Here is a 15,532-nt window from a genome sequence, read left to right as displayed (position 1 = left end):
GTCTCCGTCGTGTCGTCGGCCGTGTCGTGGCCGTGTCATGGCTGTGCCGTGGTCGTGCTGTCGTGCCGTGTCCTCGGTCGGGACACCGTAGCGTCCTGGGCGGACGGTTGATGTGTACGGGCGTACGCAACGATGCGTACACTCGTACACATGGGATACGGACTGCTGGCGGCTGCCATAGCCGCCGAGGTGACCGCGACGACGGCCATGAAGTACAGCGAGGGCTTCACCCGGCTCTGGCCCTCCCTGATCACCCTCGCGGGGTATGTCCTCGCCTTCGCCCTGCTCGCGCAGACCCTGAAGACGCTCTCCGTGGGCACGGCCTACGCGATCTGGGCCGGGGTGGGCACCGCCGCCGTCGCCGCGATCGGCGTGATCTTCATGGGGGAGTCCGGGAATCTGCTCAAGGTTGCGGGCATCGCCCTGATCATCGCCGGGGTCGTGGTCCTCAACCTGGGAGGAGCCCACTGATGGCCCGGCGCTACGACCCCGACCGGCGCGAGCACATCATCGACGCGGCGCTCCGTGTGGTCGAGGCCAGGGGCATCGCGGGACTCAGCCACCGCTCCGTGGCCGCCGAGGCCGATGTGCCGCTCGGCTCGACGACGTACCACTTCGGCTCGCTCGACGAGCTGCTGATCGCCGCCCTGCGCCGCTGCAACGAGAACTTCGCCCAGGCCCTGCGGGAGAGCGATGTCCTCGCCGGGGTCCCGGGCCGGGGGGACGGGGCCGTGCTGGCCGAGGAGCTGAGCAGGCTGCTGGGCGAGTGGTTCGAGGGCGGACGCGGGGCGACGGAGCTGGAGTACGAGCTGTATCTCGCCGCGCTGCGCCGCCCCGCGCTGCGCCCGGTCGCCGCCGAGTGGACCGACGGTGCGGTCGAACTGCTGACCCGGCAGACCGACCCGGCCACCGCGCGGGCGCTCGTCGCGCTGATGGACGGGATCTGCCTCCAGGTGCTGCTCACCGGGGGTTCCTACGACGCGCGCTACACCCGGGAGATGCTGGCGAGAGTCGCGGACGCGCCCCCGCGCCCCTGACGGTCCGGGTCCGCCCGCCCCGCAGTCCGCCCGGACCCCTTGCCCGGCCGCCGTGCCGGTCCCGCCCTCCGGCCCGCAGTCCGTCCGGCCGCCCCGCAGTCCGTTCGGCCGCCCCGCAGTCCGTCCGCTCAGCAGTCCGTCCGTCCGCTCAGCCGGACGTGCCCAGGCGGCGCACCGTGTCCAGTGCCGTGCGGACGCTCGCCTCGATGTCCGTGATCGGGTAGAGCACCTCGTGGACCGTCCGGTCCCGGTCCACCACCAGGGTCAGCCGCTTGAGCCGGCTCACGCCCGCCACACGGAACGTCGGCAGCCGCAGGGCCGCCGTCAGGGTCAGCTCGGCGTCGGAGAGGAGCGGGAAACGCAGCCCCTCGGCATCGGCGAACGCCCGCTGCTCGTCCGGGCGCTGGGCGGACACCCCGTGCACGGTCGCACCGGCCGCCGTGAACCCCGCCAACTGGTCCCGGTACGTGCACGATTCGAGGGTGCAGCCGCGCGCCCCCGGGATCTGTCCCCACCCCGGCGGGTAGGCGTCCGCGCGGGCGTACGCGCCGGGGAAGCAGTACAGGACCGTGTACGGGGTGTCGGCGACCGGGTCGCGCGGGGCCCCGTCGTGGCCGAGCAGGCGCAGCTCCGGCAGCCGGGTGCCCACCAGGGCGTGCACCCGGGCCGCCTCCTTCGAGGACTCCGCGGTCGTCGCCATCGTCTCTCCGTCCCCCAGAACCCAGGAATCGCCCCAGTCCTGGAGCGCGATCAGTACGGGCAGCAGGGCACGGCCGCGCGGGGTGAGCCGGTACTCGTACCGCGCGGGGCGGTCCTGGTACGGCTCCCGGGACAGCACATCCGCCTCGACGAGCAGGCGCAGCCGCTCGGTGAGCACCTTGCGCGAGACGCCCAGCTCCTGCTGGAGCGCGTCGAAGCGGTGCACGCCGCGTGCGGTGTCCCGCACGATCAGCAGGGTCCACCAGTCGCCGACGACGTCCAGTGCCTGGGCGATCGAGCAGTCGGCGTCCGCCAGGCTCGTGCGCTGCGGCATGGCTCGCCTCTTCTTCCGTTCGTGGCTTCCCCGGGGTGTCGTTCACGGTCAGTTGTACGCGGTTGACCTGCCGAAAGCATGCTGCCATAGTCCGTTCCCAAAAGGAACTCTATCGGGGGCGGGCCGGATGGGCATGCTGCGCGGAGTGCCGGGCACGGTACGGCTGCTGGCGCTGGGAGCGTTTCTCCAGGCTGTCGTCAGCTTCACCTTCGTCTATCTCTTCGTCTATCTGACGGGGCCGCGCGGTCTGTCCGTCGCCCAGGCCGGAGTGATCAGCGGCATCGGCGGCATCGGGCTGGTCGCCGGGAACTTCACCGGGGGCTGGTTCGGCGACCGCTACGGCCACCGCCGGATGCTGCTGGCCGGCGCCTGTGCGAGCGGCGCCGCACTCGTCGCCCTGCCCGTCCTCCCGGTCGCCGCCCTCTACGCGGTGCTGCCGCTCGCCCAGTACGCCTCGGGCGTCGTACGGGCGGCCAACGCCGCACTCGTCGCGGTCTCCGTACCCGAAGGGGGCCGGCGCCAGAGCTTCGCGCTCACGCGCTTCGCGGCGAACGGGGGCTTCGCCGTCGGGCCGCCGCTCGGCGCGCTGATCGCCGCCCGCTTCTCGTACGACTGGCTCTTCCTGGCCGACGGGCTGGGCACCCTGCTCTTCGCCGCGTACGTGGCCAGGATCCTGCCCGCCCGCGGCCCCGCGCGCACCGGGCCCGCCCGTGATCCGCGTGCCCCGGGGCTCCGGCGCGAGCTGCGGGCCAGGCCCGCGGTGCCGGTGCTGCTCGCCGCGATCGTCTGTGTCGACTTCGTCTACCGGCAGCAGTACTCCACCCTGCCCGTCTTCCTCGCCGACCACAGTCACGGCACCCAGTTCTACGGCTGGCTGATCGCGGTCAACGGCGGCATCATCCTGTGCCTCGAACTGCCCGCGGCGCACGCCCTGCGCAACCGCTCGCCGCTCGGCATCGTGGGGGTGGGCCTGCTGCTGGTGGGGCTCGGCTACGCCGTGCTGATCCCGGGCGACGGAGCGCTGTTCGCCGTCGCCATGATGGTGTCGCTGACGCTGGGGGAGATCCTCTACAAGACGCCCGCCACGGCGTATGTGGCCGATCAGGCGCCCGATCACGCACAGGGGCGTTTCCAGAGTCTGTACGCGGGCGCCTCGATCAGCGGTCAGGTGCTGGCGCCGCCGCTGGGCGGAGCCCTGTACGCGAGCGCTCCCGCGCTGCTGTGGCCGCTCTGCGCGGTGCTCGCGGGCGGTGCCGGGGCGGCGGTGCTGGCGGCGGGGCGGCTGCGGGAACCCGGACGGCCGCCGCGTGCGGCGCCACCCGGCCCGGGGGCGGGGACCGGCGGCACGGCGGGGCGCGGCGGGGACGCGGGCACCGGCTCCCCGGCCCGGCGCGGCCCTGATGTGGAGACCGGTTCGCCGGAGCGGGCCCCGGCCGGTTAGGTTTCTGTCCATGACCGACACGACTTCCCAGGGTTCTGCCCGCACCACCGGCGCCGTCGCCGCCGGCCTCGCCACCATCGCCGGTGACGGCACCGTCCTCGACACCTGGTACCCCGCCCCCGCGCTCGCCGCGGAGCCCGGCCCGGCCGGTACGCAGCGCCTCGGTCCGGAAGAGGCCGTGAACCGGCTCGGCGAGGGTGCGGCCAAGGCCCTCGGCGTGGACGCCCGGCGCGGTATCGAGGTCGTCGCCGTCGCCACGGTCATCTCCTCGCTCGACGACAAGCCGCTCGACGCGCATGACGCGTACCTGCGTCTGCACCTGCTCTCGCACCGTCTCGTCCAGCCGCACGGCCAGAACCTCGACGGTGTCTTCGGGCTGCTCGCCAACGTCGCCTGGACCTCGCTCGGTCCGGTCGCCGTCGACGACCTGGAGAAGGTGCGGCTGAACGCCCGCGCCGAGGGCCTCCACCTCCAGGTCACCTCGGTCGACAAGTTCCCGCGGATGACGGACTACGTGGCGCCCCGGGGCGTCCGCATCGCCGACGCCGACCGGGTCCGCCTCGGGGCGCACCTTGCGTCCGGCACGACCGTCATGCACGAGGGCTTCGTCAACTTCAACGCGGGCACGCTCGGCACCTCGATGGTCGAGGGCCGGATCTCCGCGGGCGTCGTCATCGGCGACGGCTCCGACATCGGCGGCGGCGCCTCCACCATGGGCACCCTCTCCGGCGGTGGCAAGGAGCGCATCGTGATCGGCGAGCGCTGCCTGATCGGCGCCGAGGCGGGCGTCGGCATCGCCCTCGGCGACGAGTGCGTGGTCGAGGCGGGCCTGTACGTCACGGCCGGTACACGCGTCACGCTGCCGGACGGCCAGATCGTCAAGGCCCGTGAGCTCTCCGGTGCCTCGAACATCCTCTTCCGCCGCAACTCGGTCACCGGGACCGTCGAGGCCCGCCCGAACAACTCGGTGTGGGACGGGCTCAACGATATCCTGCACGCGCACAACTGAGGACACGCGCCCACCTAGCGCGCGGCGGCGAGGAGTTCCTCGTACGCCTCCCGCAGCCCGTCGGCGGCCCCGCGCCCGGCGGGCTGCAGCGGTTCGCGGACCGGCCCCGCCGAGAGCAGCGCCTTGACCGTGACCGTTCCGGGCAGACCGGAGGCCATCATCAGTTCGGTGAGGCGGACCGTGAGGGCGTTCAGCCGGGCCGCCTCACCGGTGCGGCCCGCGTCGAACGCGTCCAGGGGCGCCCGCATCTGACGGGGTGCCACATTGGCGACCGTACTGACGTAGCCGGCGCCGCCCAGCGCGTACAGCGGAAGGTTCAGCTCCTCGCACCCCGAGTAGTACGCCAGGGAGGTCCGCGACATCACCGTCGTCGAGCCCAGCAGGTCGTACGCGCAGTCCTTCACCGCCACGACGCGCGGGTGCTCCGCGAGCCGCAGCAGGCTCTCCGTCCCGATCCGGGTGCCCGTGCGGCCCGGGATGTCGTACAGCATCAGCGGGATGCCGGACACCTCCGCGACGCGCAGGAAGTGCGCCTCGACGGCGGCCCGCGGCGGGCGGCTGTAGTACGGGGTGACCACCAGCAGGCCGTCCGCGCCCGCGTCCTCGGCCCGGCGGGCCAGCCGCAGGGTGTGCCGGGTGTCCGCGCTGCCGACGCCCGAGAGCAGGGCCACCCCGTCGCCGACCGCCTCGCGGACCGCCCGCAGCAGGGCGGTCTTCTCCTCGTCGGTCGTGGTGGGGGACTCGCCGGTGGTTCCGCTGAGCACCAGCCCGTCGCAGCCGTCGGCGACCAGCGCGGCGGCATGCGCGCGGGCCGCTGTCAGATCCAGCTCACCGGCGGCGGTGAACGGCGTGATCATGGCGCAGAGCGCGCGTCCGAAAGGGCGTGGCGTGGTCGCTGTCATGTCCGAAGTGTCGGTCGCGGCGGCCATGGAGGTCCACTTAGATCTGCTTGGCGTGCGGGGCAAGCGGTGCTGAACAGTCCCTGTCCGCTCCGGGCCGTCTGACATGATCGAACGGACGGACGAGAGTGGGCCGGGGCGAGGGGTGGGCGCATGGGGAAGCCGGTACGAAGAGCGGCCGTGGCGGTCTGGGTGGCGGCGGCGGGGGCGGCCCTGACCGGCTGTGCCGGGTTCCTGGTCCCGGCCGGTGAGGGCGAGCCGGAACCGACGCCGAGCGCCACGCGCACGGTCCCGTACGGTGTGCACGCGGACACGCTGCCGCCGACGCCCGCCGCACCGCAGAGCCCACCGGTCACCGGCGCGACCGGCGGGCCGGGCGGGGGCGCCACCGGTCCCGCCGCCTCCGGTGACTGTCCCGCCTCCGGTGCCGTCGTGGACATGGGGCCGGTCGAGACCGCGATGATGCACCGGGCCGTCGTGCTCACGCTCACCAACTGCGGTGACAAGCCCTACCGCGTCCGCGGCTACCCCTCGGTCCAGGCGCTCGGCGAGGACGGCGGACGGCTGCCGGTCAAGGTCAATCCGGGCGGCTCCTACTTCGGCCAGGACCCGGGGCCGAAGGAGGTCGTGCTGAAGCCCGGCGCCGCCGTGAAGTCGATCCTCGCCTGGGTCTCCACCAAGGAGGGCGGCGACCTCATCGAGGGCGACGCGCTGGAGATCGCCGCCGCCACGGACACCGGGGCCCGCGTCTTCCCGCTGGAGGGCCACGACATCCGCCTGATGGACGAGCTGAACATGACCGCCTGGCGCACCCGGCTGAGCACCTGAGCCGTTTAGCGGCGGAGCGGGGGCACGGCCGTGCGGCGGCCGGCCGGCCGGGGCCGTGTCCTTGACCTCAAGCGCGCTTGAGGAGTGACGGTGGTGACCGAAGCGGCGCGCCACCGGGGCGCGGCCGGAGAGGAGCACCACCATGACCGCGCAGTTCAACTCCCGCCCCGACCTGAGGCGTTCCGACGTCGGTGTGGTCAAGGCGAGCACCTGGGACGTCGCCACGCCCGAGCGGCAGCGGCTGACCGTCGAGGCGCTCCGTGAGGCGTGGGGCAGCCGCGACTGGCCGCACCCGGGGCTGCTCTCGTACAGCGTGTACGCCGGGGAGGACGGCAGAACGCTCCTGCACTACTCGCAGTGGTCCGGCGAACAGGCCTACCAGGACTTCTTCCGGGAGGGCCGCGACGAGCGCAACGCCGCCGTCGACGCGGCCGTGCCCGGCATCGAACGCCTCGGGCTGCACACGTACGAGCTGTACCGCTCCACGCCCCCGGACGACCGCCGCGAGCCGGGGTGCGTGGTGACCGTCGACGTGGAGTTCGCCGGTCCCGACCCGGCCCGGCAACGGGACTGGGTGGACACGGTGTTCGAGGCGCTGGGCACCGAACCGATGCCCGCCCCGGGCGGTATCTCCGGGCACTTCCATGTCAGCACGGACGGCACGCGCGTCCTCAACTACGCCGAGTGGGAGAGCGCGCGGGCGCACCGGGACGCGCTCTCCGCACCCGGCGACGGCGTCGGTTCGGGGACGCCGCAGTGGGCGAGGGTGCAGTCCTACCCCGGGGTCACCGGCGGAGGTGTGCGCCGCTACACGCCCGCGCTCTCCCTCGGCGCGGGCGTGTAGCGGTGCGGTGCGCCCGGGGGCGCGGCATCCGGGGGCGTGACACTCAGGGGCGGAAGCGCAGCACCTGCGGGTCGTGGTCGCTGTTCTGGTCGGCGAACTCCGCGTTGATGTGCACGCTGTCGTAGTCGAAGCCGCGGATCGACGGGCTGGTCAGGATCTGGTCCAGGACCTGGGTGTTGCCCTGGTAGACGTAGGAGTAACGCTCCGTCCTCGGCAGGGACTTCACCGCCGGGTACAGCGCGCCCCCGGACGTCAGCGCCTTCGTCGTACCGGAGAACTCGAAGTCGTTGATGTCACCCACGACCAGTACGTCGGCCCGCTTGTCCGCGCTCAGCAGTTTCTTCACGAAGGTGTTGACCGAGCGCGCCTGGGCCAGCCGCTGGACCTCGGAGGAGCGCGTCGGCGGCTGGTGGTGCGAGAGGATCGACTCGTCCCCGCCCTTCGACGAGAAGTGGTTGGCGACGACGAACACCGGGGCGCCGCGGAAGGTGAACTCGCCGACGAGCGGCTTGCGGCTGTCCGTCCACGCGGCGGCCGACGGGTCCACGCGGCCGGGGGAGTGGGTCAGGGCTGCCCGGCCCCGCTCCCGGACGACCTCGGTCGCGGTGGTAGCGTCGCCGCCCGCACGGTCGGTGAACGACACCCGCTCCGGGTTGAACAGGAACACCTGACGGATGTTGCCGCCCGGCTCGCCGCCGTCCTTCTTGTCCTCGGGGGCGATGGAGCGCCAGTCGTACGCCGGTCCCCCTGCCGCCCTGACCGCCTCGGTGAACCTGCGCACGGTCTGCTCGGCCGAGACCGTGCCGTCGTCCGTCGGGCCGTTGTCGTCCTGGATCTCCTCCAGGGCCAGGATGTCCGGCGAGGCGAGGCTGTCCACGACGGCCGCCGCCAGTGCGTCGAACTTCTCCTGCGGGTCGCCCGGGTCGAGGTTCTCGACGTTGTACGTCGCCACGGCCAGCTCGCCGTCGCGCTGGGCGCGCGTCCGCTCCCGGCGCGGTCCGCGGTCCACGACCGTGCCGAGGGTACGCGCGGTGAGTGTGTAACCGCCGTACTGGCTGAAGTCCAGCGGCCCCTCGGTCGGGCCCGCCAGCACATCACCGACATCCGCCTTGGGGAACGGCTGCTCGGCGAGCGGCACCAGGGACTGGATCTGGAGCCGCCCGGTGTTCTGCGAGGTGTACGAGCCGTAGACCGTGCCGCCCCGCCGGTTCGCGTTCTCGTGCGGCTTGACCGTCACCCACAGCTCCGCGTGGGAGTCGGTGGCGCCGACCACGCGCGAGGAACCGACACGGACGTTCATGCCCTCCAGCGACTCGTAGAAGTCCAGGGCGTACCGGCCCGGGGAGAGCCGGAGCCCGTTCACCGAGCCGCCGGCCGCCGGGTCGCCCGCCGGGGCGTAGCGCGCGGGGACCGAGTGTGCCGAGACGGCGACCGGGGCGGGCAGCGCGTTGCCGGACGAGACCACCGACACGGTGGGCTTGGTGATCTGGGTGAGCGACTGGTTGCCGGACGCGGCGCCGCCGGGGACGTACTCGGCGACCGTGCCCGAGACGGTGACCGCGTCGCCGACCGCGACGGCCGGTGCCGAACCGGTGTAGACGAAGACACCCTCGCTGGTGGCCCGGTCGGCGTCGGCGTCCGGGTCCTGGAACCAGAAGCCCTTCGAGCCGTAGCCGCGCACCCCGGTGACGATGCCCGGAACACCGGTGACCTGCGTACCGGCCAGCGGGGATATCCGGGTGGTGCCCTGGATGTCATGGATACGGACCTGGCCGTCGGGGGCCGCGACGGCCGAGGAGGCGCCGGTGAGCAGACCTGCGGCCAGGGCGGCGGTGACGACGGCGGAGACGGCGGTGGTGCGGGAGGATGCGGCTGGCATCACGGACTCCGGAGGGTTCGAGGGTGCGGACGGACGCGTACCGGGCTCGGCGGTACAACGTCTACGCGCGTCAATCTCTTGGGTCCGTACCGGAGTTGTCAAGGTTCTCCGGGAGACGGCGGCGGTACACCGCCTGAACCGGGTGGCATGGGACGAAATGCGTCTACGCTTGGGCGGCCCAGCCGCGTACGCACCCGGTACGCCCGAGCACGCCCGAGGAGAACCCCCGATGTCCGCAGAGCGCCCCACCCTGCCGCCGGTGCGGCTGCATTCCGAGGCCGAGCTGGCACGGGCCGCCCTGGCCGCTCCGCTGCTCGCCCGCGCCGTCCGGCTCGCCCGCTGGGCCGGACCCGCCACCCGGGTCGGCGCGGGCGGTGAGCTGGCCGAGGCGCAGCTTCCGGCGGCGGCCGAACACCTCGGCCTCACCCCGGACGAGGACGGTGCCGCGTACGCCAGCGAGGCGTGGCGCCTCGCCGTCGACACCGGGCTCCTGGATGTCACCGATCCCGAGGAATCGGCGCAGGACGCCGGGGACCCGCGGACGGACGGGGAGAGTCCGCAGGACACCCCCGAGGCCGAAGGGACCGTCACCGAGGGCGAGAACCTGGCCCTGCTCACCGGCGGCTCCCCGCAGGACGTCCTGGCGATCTGGCTCGACGGCCTGGAAGCGGTGCACGCCGACGCCACCGCACCGGTCTTCGACGACTTCGCCGACCTCGTCAACGAGGACGGCTCGATCGACTTCGACGCCCTGGACTGGGACCCGGAGGCGGAGGCGGAGTTCCTCGACGGGGTCCTCGGCAACCTGTATCTCCTCACCCTCGCGGACAACGGCGCGGGCGACGGGCCCGTACCGCTGCCGGCCCTCGCCGCGTCGATGATCGTGCCCGACGACATGGGCGAGCCGACCGACGACATCCTGGAGCAGGTGTCGGAGGCGATGATGCGGCTGGATGACCAGTTCCGGCTGCTGGAGCCCATCGGCATCGTCGAATACCGGCCGGTCGACGAGGCGTTGCTGGTCGAGGAGGGCGAGCAGGGCGACCAGCCGGACGCGCTCGCCGACGAGGACGACGTCACCCGGTACGGCATGGTCAAGCTCACCCCCCTCGGCCTCTACGGCATCCGGAACCGGATGCTGGAGGCCGGTGTGGACGCGCCCGCCATCGGTGACCTCGCCGGCAAGGGCGCCGACGCGCTCCTCGACGGCATCGCCCACTATCCGGAGGCGGCGGCCCGGTCCGAGGTCGAGCTCTGGCTCGGCGACCGGGGTGCCGACGGCGCGGTGGCGGCCGCCGCCGAGCTGCTGGCGGCGGCGCGCGGCACGGACGAGGGGGCGCCGCTGCGCCGGCTGCACTGCCAGCAGGCGCTCTCGCTGGCGGGTCCCGAGGCGGAGCCCGCGGTGCGCGCGGTGCTCGGCCACCCGGAGCTGGGCGGTCTGGCCCGGGTCTGGCTCGCGGAGCGCGGAGCGGCCGACGTCCCGGCGCCGCCGGAGTCGATGATCTTCTGGCTGGCCATCGACACCATCGCCGCGCAACTGGACGCGGACGGCGATCTGGAGGAGCTCCAGGGGCTGGTCGAGGGGCTCGCCGGGCAGCACAGCGGCTTCTTCGACGGCGCCTGGCGGGTGGACCACCCGGCGACGGCCGATGTCCTGGAGGCCATGGGGCGGCTGCACAGCGACAAGAAGACGGCGAAGGACGCCCGCAAGGCCGCGTTCAAGGCCCGCTCGCGCACGGGCGGCTGAGAGCGCGCGACGGCTCTGGCGGGCGGGTCCGGAATCAGGACCCGCCCGCCGGGACCGCGGGAAGCTCCTCCCGGAGACCTGCTCACGGCAAGGGTGTTGCCCGAAGCCGCCTGCTGTTCAACCGGCGTTCGCATACGGCGGGGAATGTGGGCGCGCCAGCACCCCGCCAGCCGCACCAGGAGCCCGCGATGCCGTTCACCCGCAGGGAATTCACCAGACAGTCCGCCCTCACCGGCGCGGGCATCGCCCTGACGGGTGCTGTCGGCACCCTGGCGACCGCCCCCGGCGCCCTCGCCGCCGAGGACACGCGGCACGGCCACGACGGCCACGGCCACGACGACCACGACGGGCACGGCCACGGCCACGGGCACGGCCACGGTCACGGCCGGGAGCCCGGCTACGGCCCGCTGATCCCCGACCCCAAGGGCATACTCGCGCTGCCGGCCGGATTCTCGTACCGCGTCGTCACCCACAGCGGGGTCACCAAGCTGGAGTCGGGCGAGTACACCCCCTCCAACCACGACGGCACGGCCGCCTTCGAGGGCCCGCGCGGAGTCACCCTCCTCGTCAACAACCACGAGCTGAGCGGCACCCGCGCCAAGTGGAAGTACCCGGTCCCGCTCACCGAGGGCCTCGTCTACGACCCGGTCGCGGCCGGCGGCTGCACGGTCGTGGAGACCCGCCGCGACGGCCGCACCGCCGAGTGGGTCGGCATCGCCGGTACGTCCACCAACTGCGCGGGCGGCAGCACCCCCTGGGGCACCTGGCTGACCTGCGAGGAGACCGAGGACAAGGCCGGCAAGAACGGTCTGCTCAAGGACCACGGCTATGTCTTCGAGGTCGACCCCTACGACAGGCGCGCCAACCGTGACCCGCGTCCGGTCAAGGCGTTCGGCCGGTACGCCCACGAGGCCGTCGTCATCGACCCCCGGCGCGGCCACGCCTATCTCACCGAGGACGCCTCCGGCCCCAACGGACTGCTCTACCGCTGGGTCCCGCCGCACGGGTTCAAGCACGGCCGGGGCAAGCTGCGCACGCTCGCCGACGACGCGGGTGTCCTCCAGGCCACCAGGTGCTTCGACGGGAGCGGGCGCTTCGTGGACGACCTGTCCCGCGCCACGAGGATCGGCACGGTGTACGGGGTCGACTGGGTCGACGTGCCCGACCGCGACGCGAGGACCGTCTCCGTGCGCAAGCAGTTCACCGACGGCCAGGTCACCCGTGCCCGGAAGCTCGAAGGCATGTGGTGGGGCGACGGCGGTGCCTACTTCGTCTCCTCGTACGCCCGCGACGAGAGCCCCGTCCAGCACGACGGCCAGGTCTGGTTCTACGACCCGAAGCGGCGCACGGTGACCCTGAAGGTGATCCTCGGCGTCAACGCCGACCCGTCCAGGGACGGCGCCTTCGACGGCCCCGACAACATCACCGTGTCGCCGTACGGCGGCATCGTCATCTCCGAGGACGGCGAGGGCATCCAGCACCTCTTCGGGGCGACCGAGAGCGGTGTCACGTACCCGATCGCGCGCAACGAGCTCAACGCGGGCACCGAGGAGGACCCCTCGTACAGCGAGATCGCCGGGGTGACCTTCTCGCCCGACGGGAAGACGCTGTTCGCCAATATCCAGACGCCCGGCATCATGCTCGCCATCACGGGCCCGTGGCGGCGCCGGCCGAACGGGCACTGACCGCGGCCGCCGGCCGCCGGCCGCCGGGTGGGGGCCGGCGGTCCTCACGGTGGGTCGCGGCGCGTTCGCGTTCGGTGGTGACGGCGCCTCGGGCCCCGGGGCGACCGGGCCGCCCGCACCGGTGGACCGGACCGGCCGCAGCGCTTCCGGGAGTGGAGAACGCCACACCTTCGGGGGTCTTTCCGGCGCGGAATTCCGGGCGGCGGGCCTGCCGGAGGCGGGCGGAACCGCCGCCGGGGCCCGGTAACGCCTGATTACGAATCCGGTACTACTGGGCCTCCGGGAGCGGTCGGGCATGGCGTCGGGCGTCGCGGAGGCGCATACTCAAGGTAATGAAACAGTCAGCCGGATCCCGGCGTCACCTGCCTTCCAGTCCCTTCAACCGCCCGGCCCAGGCGGCCCCACCGGTCGAATGTTTCGATGTGGGCGACAGGGTGTCGCACGATCAGTTCGGGCTCGGCAGAATCCTTGCTGTCGAGGGCGACAACGATGCAGTCCTCATCGACTTCTCGGGGCGACAGGGGAGGATCCTGAGCCCGTACTCCAAGCTGACCAAGCTCTGAGAGGGCGGACGAGCTCGCGCAGCGTCCACCCGGAGAACCTCCGGATCCGGGGCACCTGAGAACGTCAGGTGCCCCGGAAGCCGTTTGCCGGGGGCTGCTCCCGGCCCGGGGCTACAGAGACTTGGCGGCGGGCTTCACCATGCCGCGCACGGTGCGCGACTTCACGAACTCGCCCATGGCGGTCATCTCCCACTCGCCGGAGAACTGCTTGATCAGCTTGGCCATCATCACGCCGGTCTGCGGCTCGGCGCCCGTCAGGTCGAAGCGGACCAGCTCCTCGCCGGTGGCCGCGTCGAGCAGCCGGCAGTAGGCCTTGGCGACCTCGGTGAACTTCTGGCCGGTGAACGAATTCACCGTGAAGACCAGTCCGGTGGCCTCGGCGGGGATACGGCCCAGATCCACGACGATCACCTCGTCGTCACCCGCGCCCTCGCCCGTGAGGTTGTCGCCGGAGTGCTTGACCGCACCGTTCAGGATGGAGAGCTTGCCGAAGTAGCAGCTGTCCAGGTGGTTGCGGTTCGGGCCGTAGGCGATCACCGAGGCGTCGAGGTCGATGTCCTTGCCGCGGAACGCGGGCTCCCAGCCGAGACCCATCTTGACCTGCGAGAGCAGCGGCCGGCCGCCCTTGACCAGGGACACGGTCTGGTTCTTCTGGAGGCTGACCCGGCCCTTGTCGAGGTTGACCTTGCCGGAGCCCGCGGGCGCGGGTGCGGCGGCCGGAGGGGCGGGCGGTGCGGGGGGAGCGATCCGCGGGTCCACCGGGGCGGCGTGCGGGACCGGAGCGGCGGGCGGGACCGGGGCCGGAGGAGCGACCGGGGCCGGAGGGGCGACCGGCGCGGCGGCCGGGGCCGCGGGCTCCTCGACCGAGACGCCGAAGTCCGTGGCGATGCCCGCGAGTCCGTCGGCATAGCCCTGGCCGACCGCGCGGGCCTTCCATGCGCCGTTGCGCAGATAGATCTCGATGACCACCAGCGCCGTCTCGGCGCCCAGCCGGGGCGGGGTGAAGGTCGCGAGCGCGCTGCCGTCGTCCGCGTTGCGCACGGTGGCGGTGGGCTCGATGCCCTGGAAGGTCTGGCCGGCGGCGTCCGGGCTCGCGGTGACGACGATCTTCTCGATGCCGGGCGGGACCGCGGCGGTGTCCACCACGATCGCGTCGGGCGCGGAACCGCCGCCGGAGCGGTAGGTCACCCCGGGGCCCGAGGGCTGGTTGTAGAAGATGAAGTCGTCGTCGGAGCGCACCTTGCCGTCGGCGGTGAGCAGCAGGCCCGAGACGTCGAGCCGCACCGGTGCGGCGACGTCCACCGCCACGCGGGCGGCGGAGAGAGGGATGTTCGAGCCGGAGGTCATTGCGGTCATGCACCGGGTAACGAACGACCCCGCTTTGCCGTTCCCTTACCTTCGCGCGCCTTCACCCGGCGGAGGTGGCCGGGTGCCGCGCCGGAGGGGGACCGGATGTCCAGCCGTGGGGGATCAGTGCGGCCAGATGGGCGGGTCGGTCACGAAGTGGCCGCCCAGACGGGCGTGGCCGGGGTTGGCGGGGTTCAGTTCGCCCTGTTCGGCGATGAGCGCCGCCGCGTAGCGCTCCGAGTCGTCCTCCGGTTCGTACCCGAGCGCCCTGGCGGTCGTCAGGTCCCACCACAGGCGGGTGTTGTCGGAGGAGCCGTACACGACGGTGTGCCCGACGTCCTCGGCGGTGAGCGCGGCGTGGAAGAGCCGGGCGCCGTCGGCGGGGCTCATCCAGACCGACAGCATCCGTACCGAGGTCGGCTCGGTGAAGCAGGACCCGATGCGCACGGAGACGGTCTCGATGCCGTGCTTGTCCCAGTAGAGCTGGGCCAGGTCCTCGCCGAAGGACTTGGACAGACCGTAGAAGGTGTCGGGGCGGCGCGTGATGCCGATGGGGAGCAGCGGATCGCCGGGGACCGGGCACGGGGTGTAGCCGATGACGTGGTTGGAGGAGGCGAAGACGACGCGGCGCACGCCTTCCTCCCGCGCGGCCTCGTAGAGGTTGTAGGTCCCCTCGATGTTCGCGCGCAGAATCCTGTCGAAGGAGGCTTCCAGGGAGATGCCCGCGAGGTGGATGACCGCGTCGGTGCCCCGCACCGCCGCGCGCAGTGCCTCCCTGTCGCCCAGATCAGCGGTGATCGCGTCGGGTTCGCCCTCGACCGGGGCGACGTCGAAGAGCCGCAGTCCGTAGCCGTACGCGGGCAGCAGACCCCGCATCAGGGTGCCGAGGCCGCCGGCGGCTCCGGTGAGCAGGACGGTGCGGGGAGCGGGCATACGGGTCTCCTCGGTGCGGCGCTTCCATCGGCTGTGCGGCGATCGGACGCACAGGGCGTCAAATCCATGGATGTCATTCACATGCATGGACAAGCTAAGAACCAGTGGCCGAGCGCGTCAAGTGTCGCGGGCGGGGGGCCGGCTCCGCCGTGCGGACCGGTTGGCTCGCCGCTTTGAGGGCGTGTTCCTGTCTTGACCTGCGCCGTACGGCTGCCTTAGCGTGATGCTGTTCAGAAATATGGACGACGGTCATAGTTGTGTACGTCTGAATCTGCTCAGGGAGCGCA

The 15,532-nt window shown here is 72.6% G+C and carries 14 protein-coding genes; 9 read left to right on the top strand and 5 right to left on the bottom strand.

Translation table 11 applies throughout. From position 1 onward, the window contains the following. Window positions 1-150: 150 nt before the first annotated feature. Complete coding sequence (locus tag ACIGJO_RS00500) at window positions 151-471, top strand: DMT family transporter (protein ID WP_399949856.1); 321 nt, start codon at window positions 151-153, stop codon at window positions 469-471. Next, on the top strand, window positions 471-1,037 hold the full coding sequence (locus tag ACIGJO_RS00495) for a TetR/AcrR family transcriptional regulator (protein ID WP_399949853.1): 567 nt from the start codon (window positions 471-473) through the stop codon (window positions 1,035-1,037). Before ACIGJO_RS00500 ends, ACIGJO_RS00495 begins: the two co-directional genes overlap by 1 nt. 148 nt (window positions 1,038-1,185) lie before the next feature. On the opposite strand, the gene ACIGJO_RS00490 is transcribed toward ACIGJO_RS00495, so the two are convergent. Next, a complete protein-coding gene (locus ACIGJO_RS00490) occupies window positions 1,186-2,070 on the bottom strand; it encodes a winged helix-turn-helix transcriptional regulator (protein WP_399949850.1) in 885 nt (294 codons plus the stop codon). Window positions 2,071-2,197: 127 nt separating this feature from the next. Here ACIGJO_RS00490 and ACIGJO_RS00485 point away from each other — a divergent pair, with 127 nt between their 5' ends. Further along, a complete protein-coding gene (locus ACIGJO_RS00485; RefSeq protein WP_399949847.1) occupies window positions 2,198-3,511 on the top strand; it encodes an MFS transporter in 1,314 nt (437 codons plus the stop codon). Window positions 3,512-3,521: 10 nt separating this feature from the next. Next, window positions 3,522-4,520, top strand: a complete 999-nt coding sequence (gene dapD, locus ACIGJO_RS00480) for a 2,3,4,5-tetrahydropyridine-2,6-dicarboxylate N-succinyltransferase (RefSeq protein ID WP_399949844.1) — start codon at window positions 3,522-3,524, stop codon at window positions 4,518-4,520. 14 nt (window positions 4,521-4,534) lie between these two features. Here dapD and dapA read toward each other — a convergent pair whose 3' ends face one another. After that, window positions 4,535-5,422 (bottom strand): 4-hydroxy-tetrahydrodipicolinate synthase, encoded by an 888-nt coding sequence (dapA, locus tag ACIGJO_RS00475; RefSeq protein WP_399949841.1) that lies wholly within the window; start codon window positions 5,420-5,422, stop codon window positions 4,535-4,537. 150 nt (window positions 5,423-5,572) lie between these two features. On the opposite strand from dapA, the gene ACIGJO_RS00470 reads away from it, so the two are divergent. Beyond that, on the top strand, window positions 5,573-6,247 hold the full coding sequence (locus ACIGJO_RS00470; RefSeq protein WP_399949838.1) for a DUF4232 domain-containing protein: 675 nt from the start codon (window positions 5,573-5,575) through the stop codon (window positions 6,245-6,247). A gap of 142 nt (window positions 6,248-6,389) precedes the next feature. Beyond that, window positions 6,390-7,091 (top strand): antibiotic biosynthesis monooxygenase, encoded by a 702-nt coding sequence (locus ACIGJO_RS00465; protein WP_399949835.1) that lies wholly within the window; start codon window positions 6,390-6,392, stop codon window positions 7,089-7,091. Window positions 7,092-7,134: 43 nt separating this feature from the next. Here ACIGJO_RS00465 and ACIGJO_RS00460 read toward each other — a convergent pair whose 3' ends face one another. Continuing rightward, complete coding sequence (locus tag ACIGJO_RS00460; protein ID WP_399949832.1) at window positions 7,135-8,970, bottom strand: endonuclease/exonuclease/phosphatase family protein; 1,836 nt, start codon at window positions 8,968-8,970, stop codon at window positions 7,135-7,137. 229 nt (window positions 8,971-9,199) lie between these two features. Here ACIGJO_RS00460 and ACIGJO_RS00455 point away from each other — a divergent pair, with 229 nt between their 5' ends. The 3 genes from ACIGJO_RS00455 (at window position 9,200) to ACIGJO_RS00445 (ending at window position 12,965) form a co-directional block, all read left to right on the top strand. Beyond that, a complete protein-coding gene (locus ACIGJO_RS00455; RefSeq protein WP_399949829.1) occupies window positions 9,200-10,717 on the top strand; it encodes a hypothetical protein in 1,518 nt (505 codons plus the stop codon). Between the two features lie 188 nt (window positions 10,718-10,905). Beyond that, window positions 10,906-12,402, top strand: a complete 1,497-nt coding sequence (locus tag ACIGJO_RS00450; RefSeq protein ID WP_399949826.1) for an alkaline phosphatase PhoX — start codon at window positions 10,906-10,908, stop codon at window positions 12,400-12,402. A gap of 332 nt (window positions 12,403-12,734) precedes the next feature. Beyond that, complete coding sequence (locus ACIGJO_RS00445) at window positions 12,735-12,965, top strand: hypothetical protein (protein WP_073720249.1); 231 nt, start codon at window positions 12,735-12,737, stop codon at window positions 12,963-12,965. A 111-nt stretch (window positions 12,966-13,076) separates the two neighbouring features. Here ACIGJO_RS00445 and ACIGJO_RS00440 read toward each other — a convergent pair whose 3' ends face one another. Together ACIGJO_RS00440 and ACIGJO_RS00435 are read right to left on the bottom strand one after the other, a co-directional pair. Next, a complete protein-coding gene (locus ACIGJO_RS00440; protein WP_399949823.1) occupies window positions 13,077-14,321 on the bottom strand; it encodes a TerD family protein in 1,245 nt (414 codons plus the stop codon). 114 nt (window positions 14,322-14,435) lie between these two features. Continuing rightward, complete coding sequence (locus ACIGJO_RS00435; RefSeq protein WP_399949820.1) at window positions 14,436-15,245, bottom strand: NAD-dependent epimerase/dehydratase family protein; 810 nt, start codon at window positions 15,243-15,245, stop codon at window positions 14,436-14,438. Between the last annotated feature and the right edge of the window lie 287 nt (window positions 15,246-15,532).

It is taken from the genome of Streptomyces sp. NPDC079020, assembly GCF_044542225.1.
Classification (GTDB): Bacteria; Actinomycetota; Actinomycetes; order Streptomycetales; family Streptomycetaceae; genus Streptomyces.
Note: the sequence above shows the minus strand (reverse complement) of the source record. Positions and strands in the feature narration are given on the sequence as shown.

What these genes read in the sequence shown, in the direction of transcription:
- ACIGJO_RS00455 (WP_399949829.1), top strand. Translation starts at nt 9,200, where the DNA reads ATGTCCGCAGAGCGCCCCACCCTGCCGCCGGTGCGGCTGCATTCCGAG.
- dapD (WP_399949844.1), top strand. Translation starts at nt 3,522, where the DNA reads ATGACCGACACGACTTCCCAGGGTTCTGCCCGCACCACCGGCGCCGTC.
- ACIGJO_RS00460 (WP_399949832.1), bottom strand. Translation starts at nt 8,970, where the DNA reads ATGCCAGCCGCATCCTCCCGCACCACCGCCGTCTCCGCCGTCGTCACC.
- ACIGJO_RS00500 (WP_399949856.1), top strand. Translation starts at nt 151, where the DNA reads ATGGGATACGGACTGCTGGCGGCTGCCATAGCCGCCGAGGTGACCGCG.
- ACIGJO_RS00440 (WP_399949823.1), bottom strand. Translation starts at nt 14,321, where the DNA reads ATGACCGCAATGACCTCCGGCTCGAACATCCCTCTCTCCGCCGCCCGC.
- ACIGJO_RS00495 (WP_399949853.1), top strand. Translation starts at nt 471, where the DNA reads ATGGCCCGGCGCTACGACCCCGACCGGCGCGAGCACATCATCGACGCG.
- ACIGJO_RS00445 (WP_073720249.1), top strand. Translation starts at nt 12,735, where the DNA reads ATGAAACAGTCAGCCGGATCCCGGCGTCACCTGCCTTCCAGTCCCTTC.
- ACIGJO_RS00470 (WP_399949838.1), top strand. Translation starts at nt 5,573, where the DNA reads ATGGGGAAGCCGGTACGAAGAGCGGCCGTGGCGGTCTGGGTGGCGGCG.
- ACIGJO_RS00450 (WP_399949826.1), top strand. Translation starts at nt 10,906, where the DNA reads ATGCCGTTCACCCGCAGGGAATTCACCAGACAGTCCGCCCTCACCGGC.
- ACIGJO_RS00435 (WP_399949820.1), bottom strand. Translation starts at nt 15,245, where the DNA reads ATGCCCGCTCCCCGCACCGTCCTGCTCACCGGAGCCGCCGGCGGCCTC.
- dapA (WP_399949841.1), bottom strand. Translation starts at nt 5,422, where the DNA reads ATGACAGCGACCACGCCACGCCCTTTCGGACGCGCGCTCTGCGCCATG.
- ACIGJO_RS00465 (WP_399949835.1), top strand. Translation starts at nt 6,390, where the DNA reads ATGACCGCGCAGTTCAACTCCCGCCCCGACCTGAGGCGTTCCGACGTC.
- ACIGJO_RS00490 (WP_399949850.1), bottom strand. Translation starts at nt 2,070, where the DNA reads ATGCCGCAGCGCACGAGCCTGGCGGACGCCGACTGCTCGATCGCCCAG.
- ACIGJO_RS00485 (WP_399949847.1), top strand. Translation starts at nt 2,198, where the DNA reads ATGGGCATGCTGCGCGGAGTGCCGGGCACGGTACGGCTGCTGGCGCTG.